This window comes from Pseudaeromonas sharmana, from assembly GCF_042649925.1.
Lineage (GTDB): Bacteria > Pseudomonadota > Gammaproteobacteria > Enterobacterales > Aeromonadaceae > Pseudaeromonas > Pseudaeromonas sharmana.
In genome coordinates, this window is record NZ_JBHSAF010000002.1 from 198,810 (window position 1) to 220,456 (window position 21,647).

Genomic DNA, 21,647 nt, shown 5'->3' on the forward strand with positions numbered 1-21,647 from the left:
GGCCTGTCGCGCTGTGCGCTGTTTGTCTGGAGAGAGGCTGATGCAGAACTATTTGAATCTGATGACCAAGATCCTGGAAGAGGGGACACCGAAGAGCGATCGCACCGGTACCGGCACGCTATCGTTATTTGGTCATCAGATGCGTTTCGATTTGCAGCAGGGTTTTCCTCTGGTCACAACCAAAAAATGCCATCTTAAGTCGATCATTCACGAACTGCTTTGGTTTCTGCAGGGCCAGACCAACATCGCTTATCTGAAAGAAAATGGCGTTTCAATTTGGGATGAATGGGCGGATGCGGAGGGCAACCTCGGCCCCGTGTATGGCCACCAGTGGCGTTCCTGGCCCAAGGCCGATGGCGGGCATATCGATCAGATCCAGCGCGTCGTCGATGATTTGAAAAACAATCCCGACTCGCGGCGGATCATCGTTTCTGCTTGGAACGTTGCCGATCTGGACCAGATGGCCTTGGCCCCATGCCATGCTTTCTTCCAGTTCTATGTGGCCGACGGTAAATTGTCATGCCAGTTGTATCAACGCAGTTGTGATGTCTTCCTGGGGTTGCCATTCAATATTGCCAGCTATGCGCTGCTGACCCACATGATGGCGCAACAGTGCGATCTCGAGGTGGGGGATTTTGTATGGACCGGCGGCGATGTCCATCTTTACTCCAACCATCTGGAACAGGCGCGTCTGCAGCTCTCGCGTGAGCCCAGAGCCCTGCCTCAACTGGTGATCAAACGCCGGCCAGAGACCATTTTTGACTATCGGTTCGATGATTTTGAGATCGAGGGCTATGATCCGCACCCTGGGATCAAGGCTCCGGTCGCCATTTGAAAAAAAGCTGCCTCGGCAGCTTTTTTTTCCACTATAAAGCGCTGTTTTGTTGGTTTGATTTCGGAAAAACCGAGTTATTTTCGCTAAATAAGTGATTTATTTTTCGGCAATGGCTTGCGTACACTAACGGCTCTCATCAAATTTGTGATCAGGTCGACATGAAATACTTGTTTAAGAAGTTTCTGGCCCTGGAGTCAGCCAGTGGCATTCTGTTGATTCTGGCGGCGGCTTTGGCGATGGTCTTTGCCAACTCACCGTTGAGTCATCTCTACCATCAGTTTCTCGAGACCGATGTGCAGATCCGTATAGCCGCTCTGGACTTGCACAAACCGTTGTTGCTGTGGATTAACGACGGTCTGATGGCGATTTTCTTCCTGTTGATCGGTCTGGAAGTCAAACGCGAGATGCTGGAAGGTGCGCTCTCATCCCGGGAACAGGCGTTATTCCCCGCGATTGCTGCGTTGGGCGGTATGCTGGCCCCTGCATTGATGTACTTGCTGTTTAATTTCGGTGATCCGCTAACTCAGGCTGGCTGGGCAATTCCCGCGGCGACCGATATTGCATTTGCATTAGGGGTCATGGCGTTGCTGGGCAACCGGGTACCGCTGAGTCTGAAGGTCTTCCTGCTGGCGCTGGCCATCATGGATGATCTCGGCGTGATCGTGATCATCGCCTTGTTCTATACCTCGGAGCTGAGTCTGGCATCGCTCGCGATTGCGTCACTGGCGCTCGTCGGTCTGTTCTGGCTGAATCGAAAGGGGGTAGATCGCCTGACACCCTACGTTCTGCTGGGCATCATACTGTGGGTGGCTGTGCTCAAGTCCGGGGTACATGCCACGCTGGCCGGCGTCATCCTCGGTTTCATGATACCCAATCGGGGGCAGCGCTATGAGTCACCGCTACAACATCTGGAGCACAAGCTGCATCCCTGGAGTGCTTATCTGATATTGCCGCTGTTTGCGTTTGCCAATGCCGGCGTTTCACTCAGTGGTATTACTCCGGATATGCTGGTGTCACAGGTGCCGTTGGGCATCATGCTGGGCCTGTTCATCGGCAAGCCGATCGGGATCTCGCTGATCAGTTGGTTGGCGCTGAAACTCGGCATTGTACGCCTACCGGATGGCATACACTTTGGTCACATTCTGGCGGTCAGTGTGCTCTGCGGGATCGGCTTTACGATGTCGATGTTTATATCCGGCCTGGCGTTTGGCGATGGGGCGGCCGAACTGATGACCCTGTCCCGCTTGGGGATACTCTCCGGCTCCATACTGGCGGCAGTGACCGGTTATATCGTGCTGTTCCTGACGTTGAAGCGTCAGCCAACGCGCTGATATCGGCAACTATTGATGACTGGTTTACGCAAGGTTCAGTCAACTGGTGGCTAAATAGCCGGTAATTCCGAAGAATACGGCCTGGCGGCGATGTGCCTGTCAGGCTGTATTTTCAGGCAACAAGCGAGAACCAGCCATGTCACATCTCAACTATAACCACCTTTATTACTTCTGGATGACCCAAAAGAAGGGGTCTGTTACTGCTGCTGCAGATGCGCTGTTTTTGACTCCGCAGACCGTTACCGGGCAGATTCGCCTGTTAGAACAACGGCTTGGTGGCAAACTCTTCAAGCGCAAAGGGCGTCGCCTCGAGGCCAGCGAGCTGGGGCAACTGGTTTACCAGTATGCCGATCGGATGTTTTCCCTCTCGTATGAGATGCTGGACATCGTCAACTATCGCAAAGAGAACCAGATGCTGTTTGATGTCGGTGTCGCGGATGCGCTGTCTAAACGCTTAGCCAGCCGAGTGCTCCTGTCGGCCATTCCAACTGACGGCTCTATCCATTTGCGCTGTTTCGAATCCACCCACGAGTTGTTGCTGGAGCAACTGAGCGAACACAAACTGGATATGATTCTATCGGATTGTCCGGTCGACTCTGCCCAGCATGCGGGCCTGCTGTCGAAAAAGCTTGGCGAGTGTGGTACCTCGTTCTTTTGCAAGGCGCCGTTGCCCAGTAGTGGGTTTCCAATGTGTCTGAATGAGCGCAAGCTGCTGATTCCTGGCCGGCGCACGGCCATGGGGCGGCAGTTGACTCGCTGGTTTGAAGAAAAAGGACTGTCGCCGCAGATCCTGGGTGAATTCGACGATGCCGCCTTGATGAAGGCATTTGGTTTCTTCAATCAGGGAATCTTTGTGGCGCCATCTATCTATCAGCATGAAATCCTGGAAGAAGAGGGTGTCGAGCTGGTCGGTGAGACTAATGAGTTGCGTGAGGAGTACTACATCATCTTTGCCGAGCGGATGATTCAGCATCCCGCGGTTAAGATGATTTGTGACAGTGACTTTTCCGCCCTGTTTTCCGGAAGTGAAGATATTGCCAGCATAGGCGCTGACGTTCCGAAGTGCTAACTGTTATCATGAAGCAAGAGTCCCCAGCACCATGATAAGTGAGCGATGGAAATAGAAGAGATGCAGACGCAGGCAGGCAAAGCTGTCTCCCTGCTTAAGGCGTTAGCGAACGAGCATCGTCTGCTCATTCTGTGTCATTTACAGGAAGGCGAGCTCTCGGTGGGTGAGTTAAATGAACGCCTGCCGTTGAGTCAGTCTGCACTGTCACAGCATTTGGCTGTGTTACGTCGGGATGGTCTGGTAGCAACCCGCAAGGAGGCCCAAACGGTCTTCTATGTGCTGAAGAGCGATGAGGTGCGCGCCGTTATTGGCGTATTGCATGGGCTCTACTGCCCAAATGATCCCAGATAATATTGCAGACAAAAAAAAACCGGCGTATGCCGGTTTCTTTTTTCGTCGTTAGACGTCGTCTGATTACAGTGCCTTGATTTGGGCAGCCAGACGGGCCTTGTGACGAGCAGCCTTGTTCTTGTGGATCAGGCCCTTGGTGGCCATGCGGTCCAGAATAGGCTGAGCGGCGTCGAAAGCGGCTTGGGCAGCAGCCTTATCACCAGCGGCAATGGCCGCAACTACCTTTTTAACGTAGGTACGGGTCATGGAACGGCGGCTGGCGTTGTGCTTACGAGCCTTTTCTGCCTGAATCGCGCGCTTCTTAGCAGATTTGATGTTAGCCAAGGTAAAACTCCTAAAACGGTCTTAGCGTGTGCTGAAAAGGCCCAGAAATATGCCTTCTCAACCCGAGAAAGTCAAATGATTTGTGCAAATAACCACCGCACTCCAGTAGCACACCGGGCTGCAGCTAGTTAAACTGTCGGCCGATTTTAGCAGCTTTCATCGCGCTGTCACCGTTTTTAAGGAGTTGTAGTGAGCAAGAAGCTGATTCGGTCCGGGATCCTGGTCTCGGCTGCGACCCTGGTCTCGCGTATTCTGGGCCTGGTTCGCGATATTGTCATCGCACATCTGCTCGGGGCCGGCGTGGCCTCGGACGTCTTTTTCTTCGCCAACCGCATCCCGAACTACCTGCGACGCCTGTTTGCCGATGGCGCCTTCAACCAGGCGTTTGTCCCTGTGATGACCGAATACAAGGCCAAGGGTGAACATCAGGCTGTCCGCGAACTGCTGGCAGTGACGATGGGGACGCTGGGGGTCATCATCTCCGTAGTCACGGTATTGGGGGTGCTGGGCTCTACGGTGTTGTCCGCCCTGTTTGGCTGGGGCTGGTTCATGGACTGGTGGCAGGGTGGTCCGGATGCCGGCAAGTTTGAACTGGCATCACTGTTATTGAAAATCACCTTTCCCTATCTGTGGTTTGTAACCTTTACGGCCATGTCCGGTGCAGTTCTCAACACCTTTGGTTACTTTGGCGTTTCCTCCTTTACGCCAACCTTTCTCAACATAGTGCTGATTATTGTGGCCTGGTGGGTGGCTCCGCTCATGGACCAACCGGCGGTGGGGTTGGCGATGGGGATTTTCGTCGGCGGTCTGGTGCAATTGTTGTATCAACTGCCCTACATGTGGAAGTTGGGCATGCTGGTGGCGCCGAAATGGGGTTGGCATCATCCCGGTGTGGTCAAAATCCGTACCCTGATGATCCCTGCGCTGTTTGGTGTATCCGTCAGTCAATTGAACCTGATGATCAACACCATGCTGGCTTCGTTTCTGGCCACTGGGGCCATCAGCTATCTCTACTATTCCGACCGACTGCTGGAATTCCCGCTCGGCATGTTTGCGGTTGCCATCAGCACAGTGATTTTACCTGCTTTGGCGAAGGGACACGTCGATCAGGAGCCAGAGCGCTTCTCGCAGACGATGGATTGGGGTGTGCGCATGGTGCTGTTGCTCGGACTGCCGGCGATGGCCGGGATTATGGTGTTGCGTGAACCCATTTTGCGCGTTCTGTTTATGCGCGGCGAGTTTGGCCCCCATGAGGTGATGATGTCGAGTGCCAGCCTGCTCGCCTCAACCTCTGGACTCTTGTCACTGATGCTGGCGCGGGTGCTGGCTCCGGGGTTCCATGCCAGGCAGGACACCAAGACGCCGGTGCGTTACGGCATTCACTCCATGGTGGCCAACATGGGCTTCAATCTGATACTGATTTGGCCGCTGGGCTATGTTGGGCTGGCACTGTCGACCGCGTTGTCTGGCACCGTGAATGCGATCGCGCTGTTCCAGGGGCTTTATCGGCGCCACATCTACCGTCCCGGCCGCGAAACCTTGTGGTTTGCCTTGCGGTTATTGGCCGCGGCGTTGGTGATGTATGGATTGCTGGCCTGGCTAAGCCCTGCGCTGGATGTCTGGGTGCAGTGGCCGTTGTGGCGTGCAGGTCTGGAGTTGGGCAAGCTGATTCTGCTTGGCGGCGGCGTCTATCTGGTGACGGCACTGTTGCTGGGCGTGCGCCCAGGACAACTGAAAACGGTGAGCGAGAGCTGAATGTCAGCTGGCTTCGTTATATAATCCGGCGATTTCTCCGGCAGCAAGGACTTCCGATTCTCATGCAGTTGATCCGCGGCATCCATAATCTGCGTCCCGAGCACCATGGATGCGTGCTGACGATAGGCAACTTCGATGGTATTCACCTTGGCCATCGCGCCGTGCTGCAGCGGTTGCAGCACAAGGCTAGTGCGTTGGGGCTACCTGCCTGCGTGATGTTGTTCGAGCCGCAGCCCCTGGAGCTTTTCGGCGGCGATGCGGCTCCTGCCCGTCTGACCCGGCTGCGCGACAAGTTTCTGGCGTTGCGTGACATGGGGCTGGATCGTCTGTTGTGCATCCGCTTTGGCCATGCGTTCGCCAATCTGGATGCCGATCTCTTCATAGAGGATATATTGGTTCGCCGTCTAGGCGTGCGCTATTTGGTCGTGGGTGATGACTTCTGCTTCGGCAAAGGGCGGCGTGGTGACTTTGCCTTGCTGCAGGCCGCCGGGGCGCGTTACGGCTTCGAGGTGGTGAGTACCCGCAGCTATCAAGTGGGTGAGGAGCGCGTCAGCAGCACCCGGCTGCGCGAAGCATTGCGTGACAACCGCCTGGCTGAAGTCGAAGCCTTGCTCGGCGAGCCCTATACCGTCAGCGGGCGTGTGGCGCACGGCGACAAGCTCGGGCGCACCATCGGCTTCCCGACGGCCAATGTCCATCTCAAGCGCCTTGTGGCGCCGGTCAGTGGCGTGTATGCCGTAGAAGTGTTATGTTCCGGCCATATCCGCCATGGCGTAGCCAATATCGGCACCCGGCCGACTGTCAACGGTCGGCGTCCCCAGTTGGAAGTACACATCTTCGACTTTACCGGAGATCTGTATGGCAAGCACATCCGCGTGCGTTTGTGCCACAAGCTCAGAGATGAGCAAAAATTTGATTCCTTTGCCGCACTGCAGGCACAAATCCATCAGGATGCCTGTGCAGCACGCCGATTTTTTGGCCTCGCGGTAAACCCTATTGATTCGTGTAATGGAACCCAGGACTGATGAGCGATTACAAACATACCCTTAATCTGCCGGAAACCGAGTTTCCGATGCGTGGCGATCTGGCCAAACGTGAGCCGGATATGCTGAAGGCGTGGTATGAGCAGGATCTTTACGGGGTCATTCGTCAGGCAAAGAAGGGCAAAAAGTCCTTCGTCCTGCACGACGGACCGCCGTATGCGAATGGCAACATTCACATTGGCCACGCGGTCAACAAGATCCTCAAGGACATCATCATCAAGTCCAAGGGGCTGTCCGGTTTTGATTCGCCGTATGTTCCGGGCTGGGATTGCCATGGTCTGCCTATCGAGCTGAAGGTCGAAGGGCTGGTCGGCAAGCCGGGGGAGAAGGTCTCCGCCGCCGAGTTCCGCGCCGAGTGCCGCAAGTATGCCCATACCCAGATCGCCGCCCAGAAGACCGATTTCGTGCGTCTGGGGGTGCTGGGTGATTGGGACAAGCCTTACTTGACCATGAACTTCGATACCGAAGCCAACATCATCCGTTCGCTGGGCAAGATCATCGCCAATGGCCATCTGCACAAGGGCTCCAAGCCGGTGCACTGGTGTACCGATTGTGGGTCGGCACTGGCAGAGGCCGAAGTCGAGTATTACGACAAGACGTCGCCCTCTATCGATGTGCGTTTCCGTGCCGTGAATGCCGAACAGGTGGCGGCGGCATTTGATTGTGCCGATGGCCATGTCGGCCAGGGGCCCTTGTCGGTTGTCATCTGGACCACTACACCGTGGACATTGCCGGCCAACCGTGCGGTTGCACTGCATGCCGAGCTGGATTATGCGCTGGTGCAGATCGAAGGCGAGCAGCCGGAGCGGCTGATCCTCGCCGAGGCGCTGGTCAAGGATGTGATGGATCGTGCCGGTATCGAACGCTATCACAACCTGGGTTACTGCAAGGGGGCGGCGCTGGAGCTGCTGCGTTTCCGTCACCCCTTCTATGATTTTGACGTGCCGGCAATTCTCGGTGACCACGTGACGCTGGATGCGGGTACCGGGGCGGTTCATACCGCACCCGGCCATGGTCAGGAAGACTTTGCGGTCGGCCAGAAATATGGTCTTGAGGTGGCGAACCCGGTCGGAGGCAATGGTGTCTATCTGCCGGATACCGAACGTTTTGCCGGCCAGCACGTGTTCAAAGCCAACGATGCCGTGATCGAGGTGCTAAAAGAGACCGGCTCTCTGCTGCACCATCAGGCGTTGCGCCACTCTTATCCGCATTGCTGGCGTCACAAGACTCCAATCATCTTCCGTGCCACGCCCCAGTGGTTCATCAGCATGGAACAGGCTGGCCTGCGCCAGAAGGCGCTGTCCGAGATCAAGCGCGTGAAGTGGATCCCGAGCTGGGGCCAGAACCGCATTGAAGCCATGGTTGAGAACCGTCCGGACTGGTGTATCTCCCGTCAGCGCACCTGGGGTGTACCGATCGCACTGTTCGTGCATAAGGAAACCCAACAACTGCATCCGCGTTCCGTCGAACTGATGGAAGAGGTGGCCAAGCGCGTTGAGCAGTCCGGGATCCAGGCCTGGTGGGATCTGGATGCCACTGAGCTGTTGGGCGACGAAGCGGCGCACTATGACAAGGTCAAGGACACACTGGACGTCTGGTTTGACTCCGGTTCCACCCATGCCTCGGTCGTGGATGTGCGTCCGGAGTTCAATGGCCAGGGCGCCGACATGTACCTCGAAGGTTCAGACCAGCACCGTGGCTGGTTCATGTCCTCGCTGATGATCGGCGTGGCGATGAAGCACCAGGCGCCGTATAACCAGGTGCTGACCCACGGCTTCACGGTCGATGGTCAGGGTCGCAAGATGTCCAAATCGCTGGGCAACGTCGTCAGCCCGCAGGATGTGATGAACAAGCTGGGTGCCGACATTCTGCGTCTGTGGGTTGCTTCAACCGATTACAGCGGTGAGATGACGGTCTCCGACGAGATCCTCAAGCGCTCCGCCGATGCCTATCGCCGGATCCGCAATACCGCCCGCTTCCTGCTGGCCAACCTCAATGGCTTTGACCCGGCGCAGCATATGGTGCCGGCGCAGCAGATGGTGGTGCTGGATCGCTGGGCGGTCGGCTGCGCACTGAAGGCGCAGCAGGAGATCATCGAGGCCTACGAGGCCTGTGATTTCCACCTGGTGACGCAAAAGCTGATGCAGTTCTGCTCGATCGAGATGGGCTCCTTCTATCTGGACATCATCAAGGATCGGCAATACACCGCCAAGGCCGACAGCCTGGCGCGTCGTTCTTGCCAGAGCGCTCTGTTCCTGATCGCCGAGGCGATGGTGCGCTGGATGGCGCCGATCATGAGCTTCACTGCCGATGAGATCTGGAAGCTGCTGCCGGGCGAGCGTGCCAAGTTCGTCTTCACCGAGGAGTGGTTCGACGGCCTGTTCGGTCTGCAAGCCGGCGAAGCGCTGGATGAAGCCTACTGGGCGCAACTGCTGGCGGTGCGTGCCGAGGTGAACAAGGCGCTGGAAGCGGCCCGTGCCGATAAACGGATTGGTAGTTCACTGCAAGCTGAAGTCACGCTCTATGCGGTGCCGGAGCTGGCCGAGAAGCTGCAACGTATCGGCAGCGAGCTGCGTTTCGTGCTGATTACCTCCAAGGCCGACGTGCAGCTGAGCGCGGCACAACCGGCCGGGGCTCAGGCCACCGACATCAATGGTCTGTGGCTGACGGTGAGCGCGACGGAAGCGGCCAAATGCGAGCGCTGCTGGCACCATGTCGCCGATGTCGGCACCATCGCCGGTCACGAGACCATCTGCGGCCGTTGCGTCAGCAACGTCGAGGGTGATGGCGAACAACGCGAGTTTGCATAATGAAACTGACAGTGATGCAGAGCGGCGTGCGCTGGCTGTGGCTGGCGGTGGTGGTGATTGTGGTCGACCAGCTGGCCAAGCTGGCGATCCTTGACGGCCTGCCCTATGGCGGGCCCGGCATCAATGTGCTGCCGTTTTTCAACATAGTGCACGTTTATAACAAGGGGGCGGCGTTTAGCTTCCTCGCCGATCAGGCCGGTTGGCAGCGCTGGTTCTTCGCGCTGTTCGCCATCGGCGTATCGGCGGCGATGACGGTCGCGCTGCGCCGTCAGGCGGCCCGCTGCTGGTGGTTGAATATTGCCTTTGTGCTGGTGATCGGCGGGGCGATTGGCAATCTGATCGATCGGCTGGTTTACGGCCATGTGGTCGATTTTCTGCTGTTTTACTGGCAGAGCTACTTCTTCCCGGCCTTCAACCTGGCGGATTGTGCGATTACCGTGGGTGCCGTGATGATAGTGCTTGATGGCCTGCGCAAAAAGCCGCACGCCGTCAGTGGTGAGAAGGAAGCCTGAGCATGAAGATACTGCTGGCCAATCCGCGTGGCTTCTGTGCCGGGGTCGATCGAGCCATCAGCATAGTGGAAAATGCCCTCACCAAGTTTGGCGCGCCCATCTATGTGCGTCACGAGGTGGTGCATAACCGCTATGTGGTCGATGGGCTGCGTGCGGCAGGCGCGATCTTTGTCGAGGAGCTCGCCGAAGTGCCGGACGAGCAAATCGTCATCTTCTCGGCGCATGGTGTCTCCAAGGCGGTGCGTGAAGAGGCCAGGCAGCGCGGACTGCGGGTGTTCGATGCCACCTGTCCTCTGGTCACCAAGGTGCACATGGAGGTCCATCGTGCCAGCCGCAAGGCCCAGGAAGTGATCATGATCGGTCACGCCGGCCACCCCGAAGTCGAGGGGACGCTGGGTCAGTATGACAACAGGGGCGCGGGCATGTATCTGGTCGAAGACGCCGCTGATGTCCAGCAGTTGCAGGTCAAGGACGCCAGCCAGCTGCACTTCGTCACTCAGACCACGCTGAGTGTCGATGAAACCAAAGAGGTGATCGCGGCCCTGCAAGGTCAGTTCCCGGCGATCCAGGGACCCCGCAAGGACGACATCTGCTATGCCACCCAGAACCGGCAGGATGCGGTGCGCGAGCTGGCGCCGCAGGTGCAGGTATTCGTCGTGGTGGGCTCGCGCAACTCGTCGAACTCCAATCGGTTGCGTGAGCTGGCCGAACGACTCGGTACCCGCGCCTATCTGGTCGACGATGCGGCGCAGATCGAAGCTGACTGGTTTACCGGTGTCGATGCGGTCGGCGTTACTGCCGGAGCCTCGGCCCCCGAAGTGCTGGTGCAGCAGGTCGTGGCCCGGATCCGCGACATTGGCGGCGGTGAGGTCAACGAATACAGCGGCAAGGAAGAAGAAGTCGTCTTCGAAGTACCGCAGGAGTTAAGGCTCGATTGAGCTATCTCATGAAATTCGCAGGCCCCACTGGTTGGGGCCTGTTTGCATCTGTATGCTGCCGGTATTTTCCGCATTGTGCGGTTCGCCTTCAGGAGTAATGGCATGAGTGATTTCATCATGGACGATCCCGAATCCAGCCCGGAGATGCCGGACGTTGATCTGGGGCCTTATATCGACTTACCACTACAAGCGCCGCGCCGGGTGCGCATCGGCCGTGGCTGGAACTGGATCTATGACGGTTTTGGCTTGTTTAACCGCGGCATGGGGGTCAGTGTCGGTATCTGTCTGTTTAGCATGGTGATATCGATTGCCTCAAATCTCATCCCCGGAGCCAATCTGCTGTACGTGCTGTTCAGTCTGGTGTTTGGCGCCGGCTACATGATGGTGGCCCATAATGCCTTTCGTTATGGTTCGATCCGTTTCAATGACTTCTTCGAGGGTTTCCGTCACCAGATGGGGCAGCTGGTGCTGGCCGAGGTGATCTATTTTGCCTTCACGCTGGGGGTGATTCTGCTGGTCGTGATAGGTGGTGTCCTGATGATCGGGGTCAGTGCCTTTACGTCCGGGGGACTTGAGGGGCTAGATGATCTGACCGTAGCGCTAGCCATCCTGCTCGGGTGTGCAGTGATGATGCTGTTGCTGATCCCTCTGGTGATGCTGGTTTTGTTTGCGGCCCCGTTGGTGTTCTTTCATCGGGTTCCGGCCTGGGAGGCCTTGAAGCTCAGCCTGCGAGCGTGCTGGCTTAATATCTGGTCGTTGAGTTGGTGGGGGCTGATTGCACTGCTGCTGTTGCTGCTGGGCACCCTGATGCTACTGGTGGGGCTGCTGGTGATCCTGCCGGTGTTGCAGTACTCGCTGTATATGGCCTACCGCGATATCTTCCTGCACGATGGTGCCTAACCCTGTCTGGCCGCTGATGACCAAGGCGCCATGACGGCGCCTTTTTTGCAGCAGATAGACGACGATTCTCTGTTAAAACATTGGGAATGCGACGTTTATTATTAAATGGTACTTAATAATCCGCGCACCGGCACCGACTCAGGCTAACAGCGCCTGCAGCCTGGCTTCGAGCTCGGCGACCGAGTCGACCACCGCCTCGGCACCGGCGAAGTCGTGGCTGGCCATCAGCGGGTGGCGCAAGACGATACAGCGCAGGCCGGCGGCGCGGGCGGCGCTGAGCCCGCGCGGTGAATCCTCGATCACCAGACACTGTTCCGCCGCCAGCCCCAGGCGCTGCAGCGCGCACAGATAGGGCTCCGGCGACGGTTTGCTGTGCTGGTAATCTTCGGCTGCCAGGATGAACTCGAAATGGTGACGCAGCGGCAGATCGCGGTGGATCAGGTCGAAATGGTCACGATAGGCGCTGGTGACGATCGCCATGCGCACCTGCCGGGCGAGCTGGGCCACCAGCCGATCGATGCCGGGCATCATCAGATCGCGGGCCTCATGCAGCAGCGCCGTGTAGCGGCGGTTGCGCTCGCTGCGCCAGTGTTCGATCTGCTCGGCGCTCGGCGAACCGGTCAGGTGCCAGCCGCCACAGTTATCCAGCAGGTACCAGTCGAAGAAGCCCTGCGGCGTCAGCTCGACCCCCAGGTCGGCCAACAGCTCGCGGTTGGCCGCGTAGAACAGCCGTTCGGTGTCCACCAGCACGCCGTCGTTGTCCCACAAAATCGCCTGCACTCGGTTCATGACTACTCCTCAGATGTCTGCGGCTATTTTGCCTGCCGGCCGAGCCGTGGTCGATGCCAAAAAAACACCCCGGCACTGGGCCGGGGTGGTCGGGGGCGAAGCAGACGCGGCGTTACAGCGCCCGAATCGTCTCCTGCTGCTCCTTGAGCTTGGTCAGTTGCAGCTGGTAGTCGCCGAGCTTCTCGCGCTCCTTGGCGATCACCGCTTCCGGTGCCTTGGCCACAAAGGCGTCGTTGCCGAGTTTACCTTCGATGCGGCCGCACTCCTGAGTCAGCTTGGCGATCTCCTTGTCCAGACGCGCCAGCTCGGCGGCCTTGTCGATGAGACCCGCCATCGGGATCAGCAGCTCGGTGGCACCAATCAGCTTGGTGACGGCCACCGGTGCCGCTTCGCCGTCGGCCAGCACGGTGATCGACTCCAGCTTGGCCAGCGACTTCAGGGTCGCGGCGTTGGCGGCAGCACGGGCGGCATCGACGGCATCGGCCTTCAGCAGCACGCTCAGCGGCACGCTCGGTGCCACGTTCATCTCGGCACGAATGTTGCGGATGCTGACGATGAACTGCTTGACCCACTCCTGGTCGGCCAGCACGGCCTCGTCGACCCGCGCCGCATCGAACGCCGGGTAGGCTTGCAGCATCAGGGTATCGCCGGACTGGAAACCGACGTCCGCCAGCGGTGCGACGTTTTGCCAGATCTCCTCACTGATGAACGGCATCAGCGGGTGGACCAGACGCAGCAGGGTTTCCAGCACCGTCACCAAGGTGTGGCGCGTGGCCTGTTGCTGGGCCGGGGTGCCGTTCCACAGTACCGGCTTGGTCAGCTCCAGATACCAGTCACAGAACTGGTTCCAGATAAACTCGTACAGCGCCGCGGCCACCTGGTCGAAGCGGTAGCTGTCCATCGCCTGACGCACGTCGCGGATCGTCAGCTGCAGCTGGGACTGGATCCAGCGGTCGGCCAGACTGTAGTCAGCGGCGGCGGCCGGGCTGCAGTCGTGCTCCTGGGTGTTCATCAGCACGTAGCGGCTGGCGTTCCACAGCTTGTTGCAGAAGTTGCGGTAACCGTCGAGGCGCTTCATGTCCCAGTTGATGTCGCGGCCTGTGCTGGCCAGCGCGGCCAGCGTGAAGCGCAACGCATCGGTGCCGTGGGCTTCGATGCCGTCCGGGAACTGCTTTTCGGTGCGCTTGGCGATTTTCTCGGCCAGCTGCGGCTGCATCATGTTGCCGGTGCGCTTCTCCAGCAGATCGCTCAGGCTGATGCCATCGATCATATCCAGCGGATCCAGGACGTTGCCCTTGGATTTCGACATCTTCTGACCCTCTTCGTCGCGGATCAGGCCGGTAACGTAGACGGTCTTGAACGGAACTTGCGGCGTGCCGTCCGGGTGCTTCATGAAGTGCATCGTCATCATGATCATCCGGGCGACCCAGAAGAAGATGATGTCGAAGCCGGTGACCAGCACATCGGTCGGGTGGAAGGTGCTCAGATCCGGGGTCTGTTCCGGCCAGCCCAGTGTCGAGAAGGTCCACAGTGCCGAGCTGAACCAGGTGTCGAGCACGTCGTCGTCCTGACGCAGCGCCAGATCGGCGCTCAGGCCGTACTTGGCACGCACCTCGGCTTCATCACGGCCGACGTAGACCTTGCCGCTTTCGTCGTACCAGGCCGGAATGCGGTGGCCCCACCACAGCTGACGCGAGACACACCAATCCTGGATGTCGCGCATCCACGAGAAGTACATGTTCTCGTACTGCTTCGGCACAAACTGGATGCGGCCATCCTCGACGGCCTCGATGGCCGGTTTGGCCAGCACGCCGGCGCGTACATACCACTGGTCGGTCAGCATCGGCTCGATCGGCACACCGCCACGGTCGCCGTACGGCTGTTGCAGCACGTGCTCCTTGATCTCGGCCAGCAGTCCCAGTTCGTCGAGCTTGGCAACGATGGCCTTGCGCGCGGCGTAACGCTCAAGGCCGGCAAACTCCGCCGGCAGGGCGGCGTCATAGGCCTGGCTCGGGTGGCCGCTGGAGTCCAGCACCTCGGCCTCGGCGCGAACATGGGCGTCGAGGGTGAAGATGTTGATCATCGGCAATGCGTGGCGCTTGCCGACTTCATGGTCATTGAAGTCGTGGGCCGGCGTGATCTTCACGCAGCCGGTACCCTTTTCCATGTCGGCATGCTCATCACCGACGATCGGGATGCGACGGCCGGTCAGCGGCAGGGCGATGAACTTGCCAATCAGATTCTTGTAGCGTGGATCTTCAGGATTGACCGCGACGGCGGTGTCGCCGAGCATGGTTTCCGGACGCGTGGTGGCGACGACGAGGAAGTGCTCACCATCGCGGGTCTGCTCACCGTCGGCCAGCGGATAGCGCAGATACCACATGTGGCTCTTCACCTCCTTGTTCTCGACCTCGAGGTCGGAGATGGCGGTGCGCAACTTCGGATCCCAGTTCACCAGACGCTTGCCGCGGTAAAGCAGATCTTCGTCATACAGGCGGACGAACACCTCTTGCACCGCGGCGGAGAGGCCCGGATCCATCGTGAAACGCTCGCGATCCCAGTCCACCGAGGTGCCGAGACGGCGCATCTGACGGGTGATGGTGCCGCCGGACTCTTCCTTCCACTGCCAAATCTTGTCGATGAAGGCATCGCGGCCATAGTCATGGCGGCTCTTGCCCTCTTCGGCGGCAATCTTGCGCTCCACCACCATCTGGGTGGCGATACCGGCGTGGTCGGTACCGGCCTGCCACAGCGTATTCTTGCCGAGCATGCGCTGATAACGGGTCAGGGCATCCATGATGGTCTGCTGGAAGGCATGGCCCATGTGCAGGCTGCCGGTCACGTTCGGTGGCGGCAGCATGATGCAATAGGCGTCCTGAGTGGTATCGCCGTGGGGCTTGAAATAGCCCTGGGCTTCCCAGTGCTGGTACAACGCCTGTTCGATGGCATTCGGGTTAAAGGTCTTTTCCATGTTCAGTCAGTCTCGTTGGACGACGGCTGCGCCGCCGGGGCGGGCAGGGTCTGCAGCGTGAAGCCGGCGGCGCGATAGTGCTTGTAGCGCTCGCGGGCCAGCTGTTTGCGGGTTTCGTCAGTGGGGACAAAATCTATCACTTCGGCGAAGCGTCCGGCAAATGCCGGTGCATGTGGCGCCAGGTTGATCAGCAGCTGGCGACTGCGGCGCGGCCCCTGGACACCGATCTCGACCGGCGCCATGCCGACTGTCGGTTCATCCGAGAGGCCATGGGGGACGAAACTGGCGGCATCCTGCTGCCATAACTGCTCGTCGAGCTGCTCGGCCGTACTGACATCGGCGGCCAGCACGAACAGCGTCTCGCCACGCTGATAGCGTTCGGTGACCAGGCGGCAGACCAGCTCGAGCCAGCTCGCATCGTCATCCAGCAGATAAAAGGTCGCCTGTTTCATCCGTTATCTGGCGGTCACCCGCCGCTCCTTATTCGCCGAGGTCGACGCCCGCCCGGCTCAGCAGGAACTGGGTCAGCAGTGGCACCGGGCGACCGGTCGAGCCTTTGTCCTTGCCGGACTTCCAGGCGGTACCGGCGATATCCAGGTGTGCCCAGTTGTACTTTTTGGCGAAGCGTGACAGGAAGGCGGCAGCGGTGATGGCACCGCCGGGACGGCCACCGATGTTGGCCATATCGGCAAACGGGCTGTCGAGCTGTTCCTGATACTCATCCCACAGCGGCAGGCGCCAGGTCTTGTCCCCGGAGAGCTCGGCTGCGCCCAGCAGTTCGTGCGCCAGCGGGTTGTGATTGGCCAGCAGCCCCGTGGTATGGTGGCCGAGCGCCACGACACAGGCCCCGGTCAGGGTGGCGACATCGATGACACAATCGGGATCGAAACGTTCGACATAGGTCAGCGCATCGCACAGCACCAGGCGTCCTTCGGCATCGGTGTTCAACACTTCGATGGTCTGACCGGACATCGAGGTCAGGATGTCACCCGGACGATAGGCCTTGCCATCGGGCATGTTTTCGGCCCCGGCCAGTACGCCGATGACGTTCAGCGGCAGCTTCAGTTCGGCAATGGCGTGCAGGGTACCGAGCACGGAGGCGGCACCGCCCATGTCATATTTCATCTCGTCCATGCCATCGGCCGGCTTGATCGACAAACCGCCGGAGTCGAACGTCAGCCCCTTGCCGATCAGTACGATCGGTTTGGCATCCGGATGCCCCTTGTACTCAATGACCGACATCATGGCTTCGTTTTCGGAACCGCGGGCGACGGCCAGGTAAGAGTGCATGCCGAGCTCGGCCATCTGCTGTTCGCCGATGACACGGGTGCTCAGGTTCGGGTAGGCATCCGCCAGACGGCGCGCCTGGGACGCCAGATAAGCCGGCGTGCAGATGTTCGGCGGCATGTTGGCCACATCGCGGCACACCTTGACGCCGTGAGCCACGGCCAGGCCGTGGGCGATGGCGCGTTCACCGGTCGGCAGCTCGCGACGGGTTGGCACATTGAACACCAGCTTGCGCAGCGGGCGACGTAGCTCGGCCTTGTTGGTCTTGAATTGATCGAAGCTATACAGGCCTGCCTGGGTGGTCTCAACGGCCTGACGCACCTTCCAGTAGGTGTCGCGCCCCTTAACGTGCAATTCGGTCAGGAAGCAGACGGCTTCCATGGAGCCGGTTTCGTTCAGCGTACTGATGGTCTTTTGCATGATCTGGCGGAACTGGCGCTCGTCGAGTTCACGCTCCTTACCACAACCAACCAGTAATACGCGCTCGGAGAGCACGCCGGGTACCTGATGCAACAGCAGCATCTGGCCAGGCTTGCCTTCCAGATCGCCACGGCGCAGCAGCGAGCTCAGGTAACCATCACTGATGCGGTCGAGCTGCTCGGCTACGCTGGAGAGGCGGCGAGGTTCAAAGACGCCGACCACGATACAGGCACTGCGCTGTTTTTCGGGGCTGCCGCTTTTTACGCTGAACTCCATGAAGACTCCTTGGTCCATAAAGACAAAGTGCGAGGATTATTCGATAATGGGGCGAAACGGTAATGGCCACTTGGCCAAAAAACGACCCGCTTGCCTTGGCAAAATATGTCAAAATGCAATTTTGGGGTCTATTTTTTAGCGATTTGCTCGAAATTACAAGTTTTCCCAGAGGCCGGCGTGATTCTTTCCCGTTATATCTTCCGCGAGACAATGAAAACCCAGGTGGCGGTGCTCGGAATATTGCTGATGATCTTTCTCAGCCAGAGCTTTATCCGCTTCCTCTCCCGGGCCGCGCGCGGTTCCGTCCCTACGCAGCTGGTCAGCGAGTTGCTGGCGCTGAATGTGCCGAGCATGGCCATGCTGATCCTGCCGTTGAGTCTGTTCATCGCCATTCTGTTTGCCCATGGTCGTCTGTATGCCGAGAGCGAGATGACGGTGATGCGGGCGGTCGGCATCGGCCCGGGCTGGATCATGCGCTCCTCTCTGGGGTTGGCGCTGTTGACCATGCTGATTGCGGCGGGTAATACCTTCTGGTTGACGCCGTGGGCGGAGCGGCAACAGGCCGAGTTGCTGGATGAGGCCAAGGCTGATCCTGGCCTGTTCGCTCTCGATAGCGGTCGTTTCATCAATCTGGATGATGGCAAGGTGGTCGCGTACATCGAGGGGCTCGAGGGCAAGGAGAGCAAACAGCTCAGCCGTCTCTATGTGCTGCAGCAAGGGAAGGGTAACGAAGGGCCGAGCGTGGTGATTTCCGATGCCGGCCACATTGGCCATGATGAGTCGGGAGAGCAGTGGCTGACCCTCAGTGACGGGCGCCGCTACGAGGGGCCGAATGCCAAGGGCGAGTTCAAGATTTCTGAGTTCAAGCGCTACCAGGCGCGGATTTCAGGGCGCGAAGTGGTGTCCTCGCGGCGCAAGGTCACGGCCTGGGACAACAGCGAATTGCTCGGCAGTGACGATCCCAAGGCGCGAGCTGAATGGCAATGGCGGCTGGCGTTACCGTTGTCGATTCCGGTGTTGACGCTGATTGTGGTACCGATGGCGATGGTCAATCCGCGACAGGGGCGCTATGCCAAGCTGTTGCCGGCCGTCCTGCTCTATCTGAGCTATTTCCTGTTGCTATCTGCGGCCAAATCGGCGCTGGAACGAGGCAGTCTGCCTGTGTGGCCGGGAGTGCATCTGGTGCCACTGCTATTCCTGCTGCTGATTGCCCTGCCGTTGAACCTGAACGGAACGCACTGGGCCAATCGTCTGCGTCTGCGCATCAAGGGGGGCAAGGCCTGATGTTCGGCATTCTCGATCGTTATGTTGGCCGCAGCGTGCTGATGGCCATCCTGTTGTGCACCCTGCTGCTGGTCGGGCTGTCGGCGTTGATTAAATACGTCGAGCAGCTCAAGCAGGTGGGGGAAGGCAACTACGACGCTATTGCAGCGGGCTGGTACGTATTGTTATCCATGCCGCGCGAGCTGGTGCTGTTTTTTCCGATCGGTGCCTTGCTTGGCGGTGTCATCGGACTGGGACAACTGGCCTCCAGTTCCGAGCTGGTGGTACTGCAGTCGGTGGGACGGTCGCGTTTCAATATCGTCATCGCGGTGTTGAAGACGGCGTTACCCGTGATGGTGCTGGTGATGTTGATGGGCGAGTATCTGGCGCCGATTACCGAGCGCCAGGCCGATGACATGAAGACCATGGCTCGCTCCGGTGGCCAGATGACAGTCTCTTCACAAGGGGTCTGGCTGCGGGAACAGCGAGATTTCATCCACATCGGTGCGGTACTGCGTGACGGTACGCTGCGCGATGTTACCCGCTACCGCTTCGGTGACCAGCCGGTGCTGGAGGAGACAGCCCAGGCGGCTACCGGGGTGTATCGCCGGGGGCAATGGGTCATGAACAAGGTGCAACGGACCTTCTTCAATGAGCATGAGCAGGTGCGCACCGAGCAAAAAGATGAGGAGTTCTGGTCGCTGGCGTTGACGCCGGACAAGCTGGATGTGGTGTCGGTTGCTCCGGACGAGCTGTCGGCCAGTGGTCTGTATGATTATATCCGCTATCTGCATGACAACGGTCAGAAAGCCGAACGCTACGAACTGGAGTTGTGGCGGAAGCTGGTGGCGCCGATTGCGGTAATTGCCATGATGCTGCTGGCCGCCAGTACCGTGTTTGGTCCGTTGCGCTCGGTGCCGATGGGGGCGCGCATTGTCGCTGGGGTGATCCTCGGTTTTGGCTTCTATGTTGCCAATCAGGTATTCGGCCCCATGAGCCTGGTCTATTCGGTGCCGCCGTTGCTGGGCGCGCTGCTGCCGAGCCTGCTGTTTATGGCCTTTGCCATCTGGCAGCTGAGCCGTCGGCGATGAGCTCGGCATACCGACTCGAGGTCGCCGCTGCCGACAGTCTGCCGTTGCTGGTGGACTGGATCCCTGACGCGGCCGCCGCGGTGCGCTGGGGCGGCCCGGCGATGGCATTTCCACTATTGCCGCACCTGGCTCGCCATCTGGATTTTGTGGCGCCACAGCTGGCGGTGCCTGGTCATCTGGCGCTTCCAGGTAACAGCTGGTGGCTGACCCAAGAGGGGCACCAGCTGGCATTCGGGCAACTGTTTTTTCCTGAAGCGGGCCGCGTGCATCTGGCCCGGCTGATCGTGCACCCAGAACGACGTGGCGCACGGCTCGGCGAGGCTCTGGTTCGGGCGCTGGTGCTGGAGGCTCAGCGGCAGCACCCGGTGACGCAGGCAACGCTGCGCGTCTATCGTGATAACACGCGGGCGGTCAACCTGTATCAGCGTTTGGGGTTTGTGGATCTTGACACGGGCGACACCCGCATGGCGATGTTAAGCGCCCGTTTGCCGCTGATTAGCGGATAGCCTCTCTACCCGGGGCCTGGGACGACGCTGTGGTTAAAGAACAAAGGGAGCCGAGCTCCCTTTGTTATTGGGTCGTCAGTGGCGTTATCGGCGCTGACGCAGCGATCCGAGTTCGATGACGGCGCTGTCGGCCCACATATCTTGAAACGCACGATGACGCAGGTCCATCACTACCAGCAGATTACCCAGTCCGAATGCACTGGTCAGCATCCGAATCATGGCGCCAGAAACGGTCAGCAAGGCACCATCCTCACGTTGTACCTTGAGTTTCAGCAATAACAACCCAGGTGTCTGGCCGGTGCGGCACCAGTGCCAGAGGAAATAGCCGATCAGCTCAGCGGCCAGAAGCAGCGTCAGCAGCGGCTGTTCCACCAACCAGCGCTGGATATCCGTCTCCGCTGGTAACAACCCGTGCGCCAGACCGAGGGCGAGCAACAGTGTCACGCTGAGCAGGGCACCAACCAGCAGGGCATCGACCGCCCAGGCTCCGAGTCGTCGCAACAGGCCGGCCTGTTGCAGGGTTTGTGGGGGAGTCGGGGTGGCAGTGGGTTGAGCTTTTTTTGAGTGGCGAGCCATGAAATACCTGTCAAACAGAAAAACAGGGCGCCAGTGTAACGCAAAAGCGAACTGATGCAGGAGTGACCCAGTCGACGATTTCTTCATCAACCGATTGAAGAAACGGAAAAAACCATTTGCGTGTGGGTGGCGGATTTGTATAATCGCCTCCGCTTGCAGCAATGTAACCTCAGGGTGACAGCAGGCTGTGCCCAGGTGGCGAAATCGGTAGACGCAGCGGATTCAAAATCCGCCGGGTAAAACCGTGTCGGTTCGAGTCCGACCCTGGGCACCACTCCAAATTCAATGACAAAGGGCCACTCAGCGAGTGGCCATTTGGCTTTTCTGATGCTGCGTCGGTGTCATGGATACTCTCATTTGCCAATGTAACAACACCTGAAGCGTGCCGCGCCATGCGTTGCCGGCCCATCACTCAGGCCTCTTGTCGTGGCGGGCCCTGCAAAGCGTGATGCGATTGGCCAGGTTGGTGTGTCAGTCGCGGGCGACAGGCAGCCTGCGCTTTGCCGCGTCCTCAAAACCTCTGCCCTCCTGTGCGGCGTGCCGTCTGCCTGTTTATCCTGGTGTCATGGTGCTAGTGCCTGTCGGTGATCCGCCAGTTGA

The 21,647-nt window shown here is 59.1% G+C and carries 19 protein-coding genes and 1 tRNA gene; 14 read left to right on the forward strand and 6 right to left on the reverse strand.

Going from position 1 to position 21,647, the window contains the following annotated elements; genetic code table 11:
• The first annotated feature begins 40 nt into the window (after window positions 1-40).
• The 4 genes from thyA (at window position 41) to ACFOSS_RS04425 (ending at window position 3,586) form a co-directional block, all read left to right on the forward strand.
• On the forward strand, window positions 41-835 hold the full coding sequence (gene thyA / locus ACFOSS_RS04410) for a thymidylate synthase (RefSeq protein ID WP_377150856.1): 795 nt from the start codon (window positions 41-43) through the stop codon (window positions 833-835).
• Between the two features lie 158 nt (window positions 836-993).
• A complete protein-coding gene (gene nhaA / locus ACFOSS_RS04415) occupies window positions 994-2,166 on the forward strand; it encodes a Na+/H+ antiporter NhaA (protein WP_377150857.1) in 1,173 nt (390 codons plus the stop codon).
• Window positions 2,167-2,302: 136 nt separating this feature from the next.
• Entirely contained in the window at window positions 2,303-3,235 is a 933-nt protein-coding gene (nhaR, locus tag ACFOSS_RS04420; protein ID WP_377150859.1) for a transcriptional activator NhaR, read from the forward strand.
• 45 nt (window positions 3,236-3,280) lie between these two features.
• Window positions 3,281-3,586, forward strand: a complete 306-nt coding sequence (locus ACFOSS_RS04425; RefSeq protein ID WP_377150860.1) for an ArsR/SmtB family transcription factor — start codon at window positions 3,281-3,283, stop codon at window positions 3,584-3,586.
• Between the two features lie 63 nt (window positions 3,587-3,649).
• Here the strand turns inward: ACFOSS_RS04425 and rpsT are convergent, their stop codons facing one another.
• Window positions 3,650-3,910: a 30S ribosomal protein S20 gene (rpsT, locus tag ACFOSS_RS04430; RefSeq protein ID WP_377150861.1), complete on the reverse strand. Its 261-nt coding sequence runs from the start codon at window positions 3,908-3,910 to the stop codon at window positions 3,650-3,652.
• Between the two features lie 189 nt (window positions 3,911-4,099).
• Here rpsT and murJ point away from each other — a divergent pair, with 189 nt between their 5' ends.
• The 6 genes from murJ to ACFOSS_RS04460 all read left to right on the forward strand — a co-directional run bounded on the left by murJ (window position 4,100) and on the right by ACFOSS_RS04460 (window position 11,868).
• The gene (gene murJ, locus ACFOSS_RS04435; protein ID WP_377150862.1) at window positions 4,100-5,665 is read left to right on the forward strand and encodes a murein biosynthesis integral membrane protein MurJ; all 1,566 of its coding nucleotides are present in this window, start codon (window positions 4,100-4,102) and stop codon (window positions 5,663-5,665) included.
• 62 nt (window positions 5,666-5,727) lie between these two features.
• Window positions 5,728-6,690, forward strand: coding sequence for a bifunctional riboflavin kinase/FAD synthetase (gene ribF, locus ACFOSS_RS04440; RefSeq protein ID WP_377150863.1), 963 nt, complete (start codon window positions 5,728-5,730; stop codon window positions 6,688-6,690).
• Window positions 6,690-9,518 (forward strand): isoleucine--tRNA ligase, encoded by a 2,829-nt coding sequence (gene ileS / locus ACFOSS_RS04445; RefSeq protein ID WP_377150864.1) that lies wholly within the window; start codon window positions 6,690-6,692, stop codon window positions 9,516-9,518. Before ribF ends, ileS begins: the two co-directional genes overlap by 1 nt.
• Entirely contained in the window at window positions 9,518-10,030 is a 513-nt protein-coding gene (gene lspA, locus ACFOSS_RS04450; RefSeq protein ID WP_377150865.1) for a signal peptidase II, read from the forward strand. Before ileS ends, lspA begins: the two co-directional genes overlap by 1 nt.
• A gap of 2 nt (window positions 10,031-10,032) precedes the next feature.
• Window positions 10,033-10,968, forward strand: coding sequence for a 4-hydroxy-3-methylbut-2-enyl diphosphate reductase (ispH, locus tag ACFOSS_RS04455; protein ID WP_377150866.1), 936 nt, complete (start codon window positions 10,033-10,035; stop codon window positions 10,966-10,968).
• Window positions 10,969-11,070: 102 nt separating this feature from the next.
• Entirely contained in the window at window positions 11,071-11,868 is a 798-nt protein-coding gene (locus ACFOSS_RS04460) for a BPSS1780 family membrane protein (protein WP_377150867.1), read from the forward strand.
• Window positions 11,869-12,006: 138 nt separating this feature from the next.
• Here ACFOSS_RS04460 and ACFOSS_RS04465 read toward each other — a convergent pair whose 3' ends face one another.
• From ACFOSS_RS04465 to pepA, 4 genes are all read right to left on the reverse strand, one after another.
• The gene (locus ACFOSS_RS04465; RefSeq protein ID WP_377150868.1) at window positions 12,007-12,657 is read right to left on the reverse strand and encodes an HAD family hydrolase; all 651 of its coding nucleotides are present in this window, start codon (window positions 12,655-12,657) and stop codon (window positions 12,007-12,009) included.
• A 112-nt stretch (window positions 12,658-12,769) separates the two neighbouring features.
• Complete coding sequence (locus ACFOSS_RS04470; RefSeq protein WP_377150869.1) at window positions 12,770-15,628, reverse strand: valine--tRNA ligase; 2,859 nt, start codon at window positions 15,626-15,628, stop codon at window positions 12,770-12,772.
• 2 nt (window positions 15,629-15,630) lie between these two features.
• The gene (locus tag ACFOSS_RS04475; protein WP_377150870.1) at window positions 15,631-16,080 is read right to left on the reverse strand and encodes a DNA polymerase III subunit chi; all 450 of its coding nucleotides are present in this window, start codon (window positions 16,078-16,080) and stop codon (window positions 15,631-15,633) included.
• A gap of 28 nt (window positions 16,081-16,108) precedes the next feature.
• Entirely contained in the window at window positions 16,109-17,611 is a 1,503-nt protein-coding gene (gene pepA, locus ACFOSS_RS04480; protein ID WP_377150871.1) for a leucyl aminopeptidase, read from the reverse strand.
• A gap of 177 nt (window positions 17,612-17,788) precedes the next feature.
• Here pepA and lptF point away from each other — a divergent pair, with 177 nt between their 5' ends.
• Genes lptF through ACFOSS_RS04495 form a run of 3 tightly spaced genes read left to right on the forward strand, consistent with a single transcriptional unit; the run spans window position 17,789 to window position 20,471 of the window.
• The gene (gene lptF / locus ACFOSS_RS04485; RefSeq protein ID WP_377150872.1) at window positions 17,789-18,895 is read left to right on the forward strand and encodes an LPS export ABC transporter permease LptF; all 1,107 of its coding nucleotides are present in this window, start codon (window positions 17,789-17,791) and stop codon (window positions 18,893-18,895) included.
• Window positions 18,895-19,965, forward strand: coding sequence for an LPS export ABC transporter permease LptG (lptG, locus tag ACFOSS_RS04490; RefSeq protein ID WP_377150873.1), 1,071 nt, complete (start codon window positions 18,895-18,897; stop codon window positions 19,963-19,965). Before lptF ends, lptG begins: the two co-directional genes overlap by 1 nt.
• The gene (locus ACFOSS_RS04495) at window positions 19,962-20,471 is read left to right on the forward strand and encodes a GNAT family N-acetyltransferase (protein WP_377150874.1); all 510 of its coding nucleotides are present in this window, start codon (window positions 19,962-19,964) and stop codon (window positions 20,469-20,471) included. Before lptG ends, ACFOSS_RS04495 begins: the two co-directional genes overlap by 4 nt.
• A gap of 84 nt (window positions 20,472-20,555) precedes the next feature.
• On the opposite strand, the gene ACFOSS_RS04500 is transcribed toward ACFOSS_RS04495, so the two are convergent.
• Window positions 20,556-21,047, reverse strand: a complete 492-nt coding sequence (locus ACFOSS_RS04500; protein ID WP_377150875.1) for an RDD family protein — start codon at window positions 21,045-21,047, stop codon at window positions 20,556-20,558.
• Between the two features lie 189 nt (window positions 21,048-21,236).
• Between ACFOSS_RS04500 and ACFOSS_RS04505 the strand changes: the two genes are divergently transcribed.
• Window positions 21,237-21,321, forward strand: a tRNA-Leu gene (locus ACFOSS_RS04505).
• Window positions 21,322-21,647: the final 326 nt, after the last annotated feature.

Excerpts from the sequence above, each read along its gene's own strand:
- thyA (WP_377150856.1), top strand. The coding sequence starts at position 41 with ATGCAGAACTATTTGAATCTGATGACCAAGATCCTGGAAGAGGGGACA.
- nhaA (WP_377150857.1), top strand. The coding sequence starts at position 994 with ATGAAATACTTGTTTAAGAAGTTTCTGGCCCTGGAGTCAGCCAGTGGC.
- nhaR (WP_377150859.1), top strand. The coding sequence starts at position 2,303 with ATGTCACATCTCAACTATAACCACCTTTATTACTTCTGGATGACCCAA.
- ACFOSS_RS04425 (WP_377150860.1), top strand. The coding sequence starts at position 3,281 with ATGGAAATAGAAGAGATGCAGACGCAGGCAGGCAAAGCTGTCTCCCTG.
- ribF (WP_377150863.1), top strand. The coding sequence starts at position 5,728 with ATGCAGTTGATCCGCGGCATCCATAATCTGCGTCCCGAGCACCATGGA.
- ileS (WP_377150864.1), top strand. The coding sequence starts at position 6,690 with ATGAGCGATTACAAACATACCCTTAATCTGCCGGAAACCGAGTTTCCG.
- lspA (WP_377150865.1), top strand. The coding sequence starts at position 9,518 with ATGAAACTGACAGTGATGCAGAGCGGCGTGCGCTGGCTGTGGCTGGCG.
- ispH (WP_377150866.1), top strand. The coding sequence starts at position 10,033 with ATGAAGATACTGCTGGCCAATCCGCGTGGCTTCTGTGCCGGGGTCGAT.
- ACFOSS_RS04460 (WP_377150867.1), top strand. The coding sequence starts at position 11,071 with ATGAGTGATTTCATCATGGACGATCCCGAATCCAGCCCGGAGATGCCG.
- ACFOSS_RS04465 (WP_377150868.1), bottom strand. The coding sequence starts at position 12,657 with ATGAACCGAGTGCAGGCGATTTTGTGGGACAACGACGGCGTGCTGGTG.
- ACFOSS_RS04470 (WP_377150869.1), bottom strand. The coding sequence starts at position 15,628 with ATGGAAAAGACCTTTAACCCGAATGCCATCGAACAGGCGTTGTACCAG.
- ACFOSS_RS04475 (WP_377150870.1), bottom strand. The coding sequence starts at position 16,080 with ATGAAACAGGCGACCTTTTATCTGCTGGATGACGATGCGAGCTGGCTC.
- pepA (WP_377150871.1), bottom strand. The coding sequence starts at position 17,611 with ATGGAGTTCAGCGTAAAAAGCGGCAGCCCCGAAAAACAGCGCAGTGCC.
- lptG (WP_377150873.1), top strand. The coding sequence starts at position 18,895 with ATGTTCGGCATTCTCGATCGTTATGTTGGCCGCAGCGTGCTGATGGCC.
- ACFOSS_RS04495 (WP_377150874.1), top strand. The coding sequence starts at position 19,962 with ATGAGCTCGGCATACCGACTCGAGGTCGCCGCTGCCGACAGTCTGCCG.
- ACFOSS_RS04500 (WP_377150875.1), bottom strand. The coding sequence starts at position 21,047 with ATGGCTCGCCACTCAAAAAAAGCTCAACCCACTGCCACCCCGACTCCC.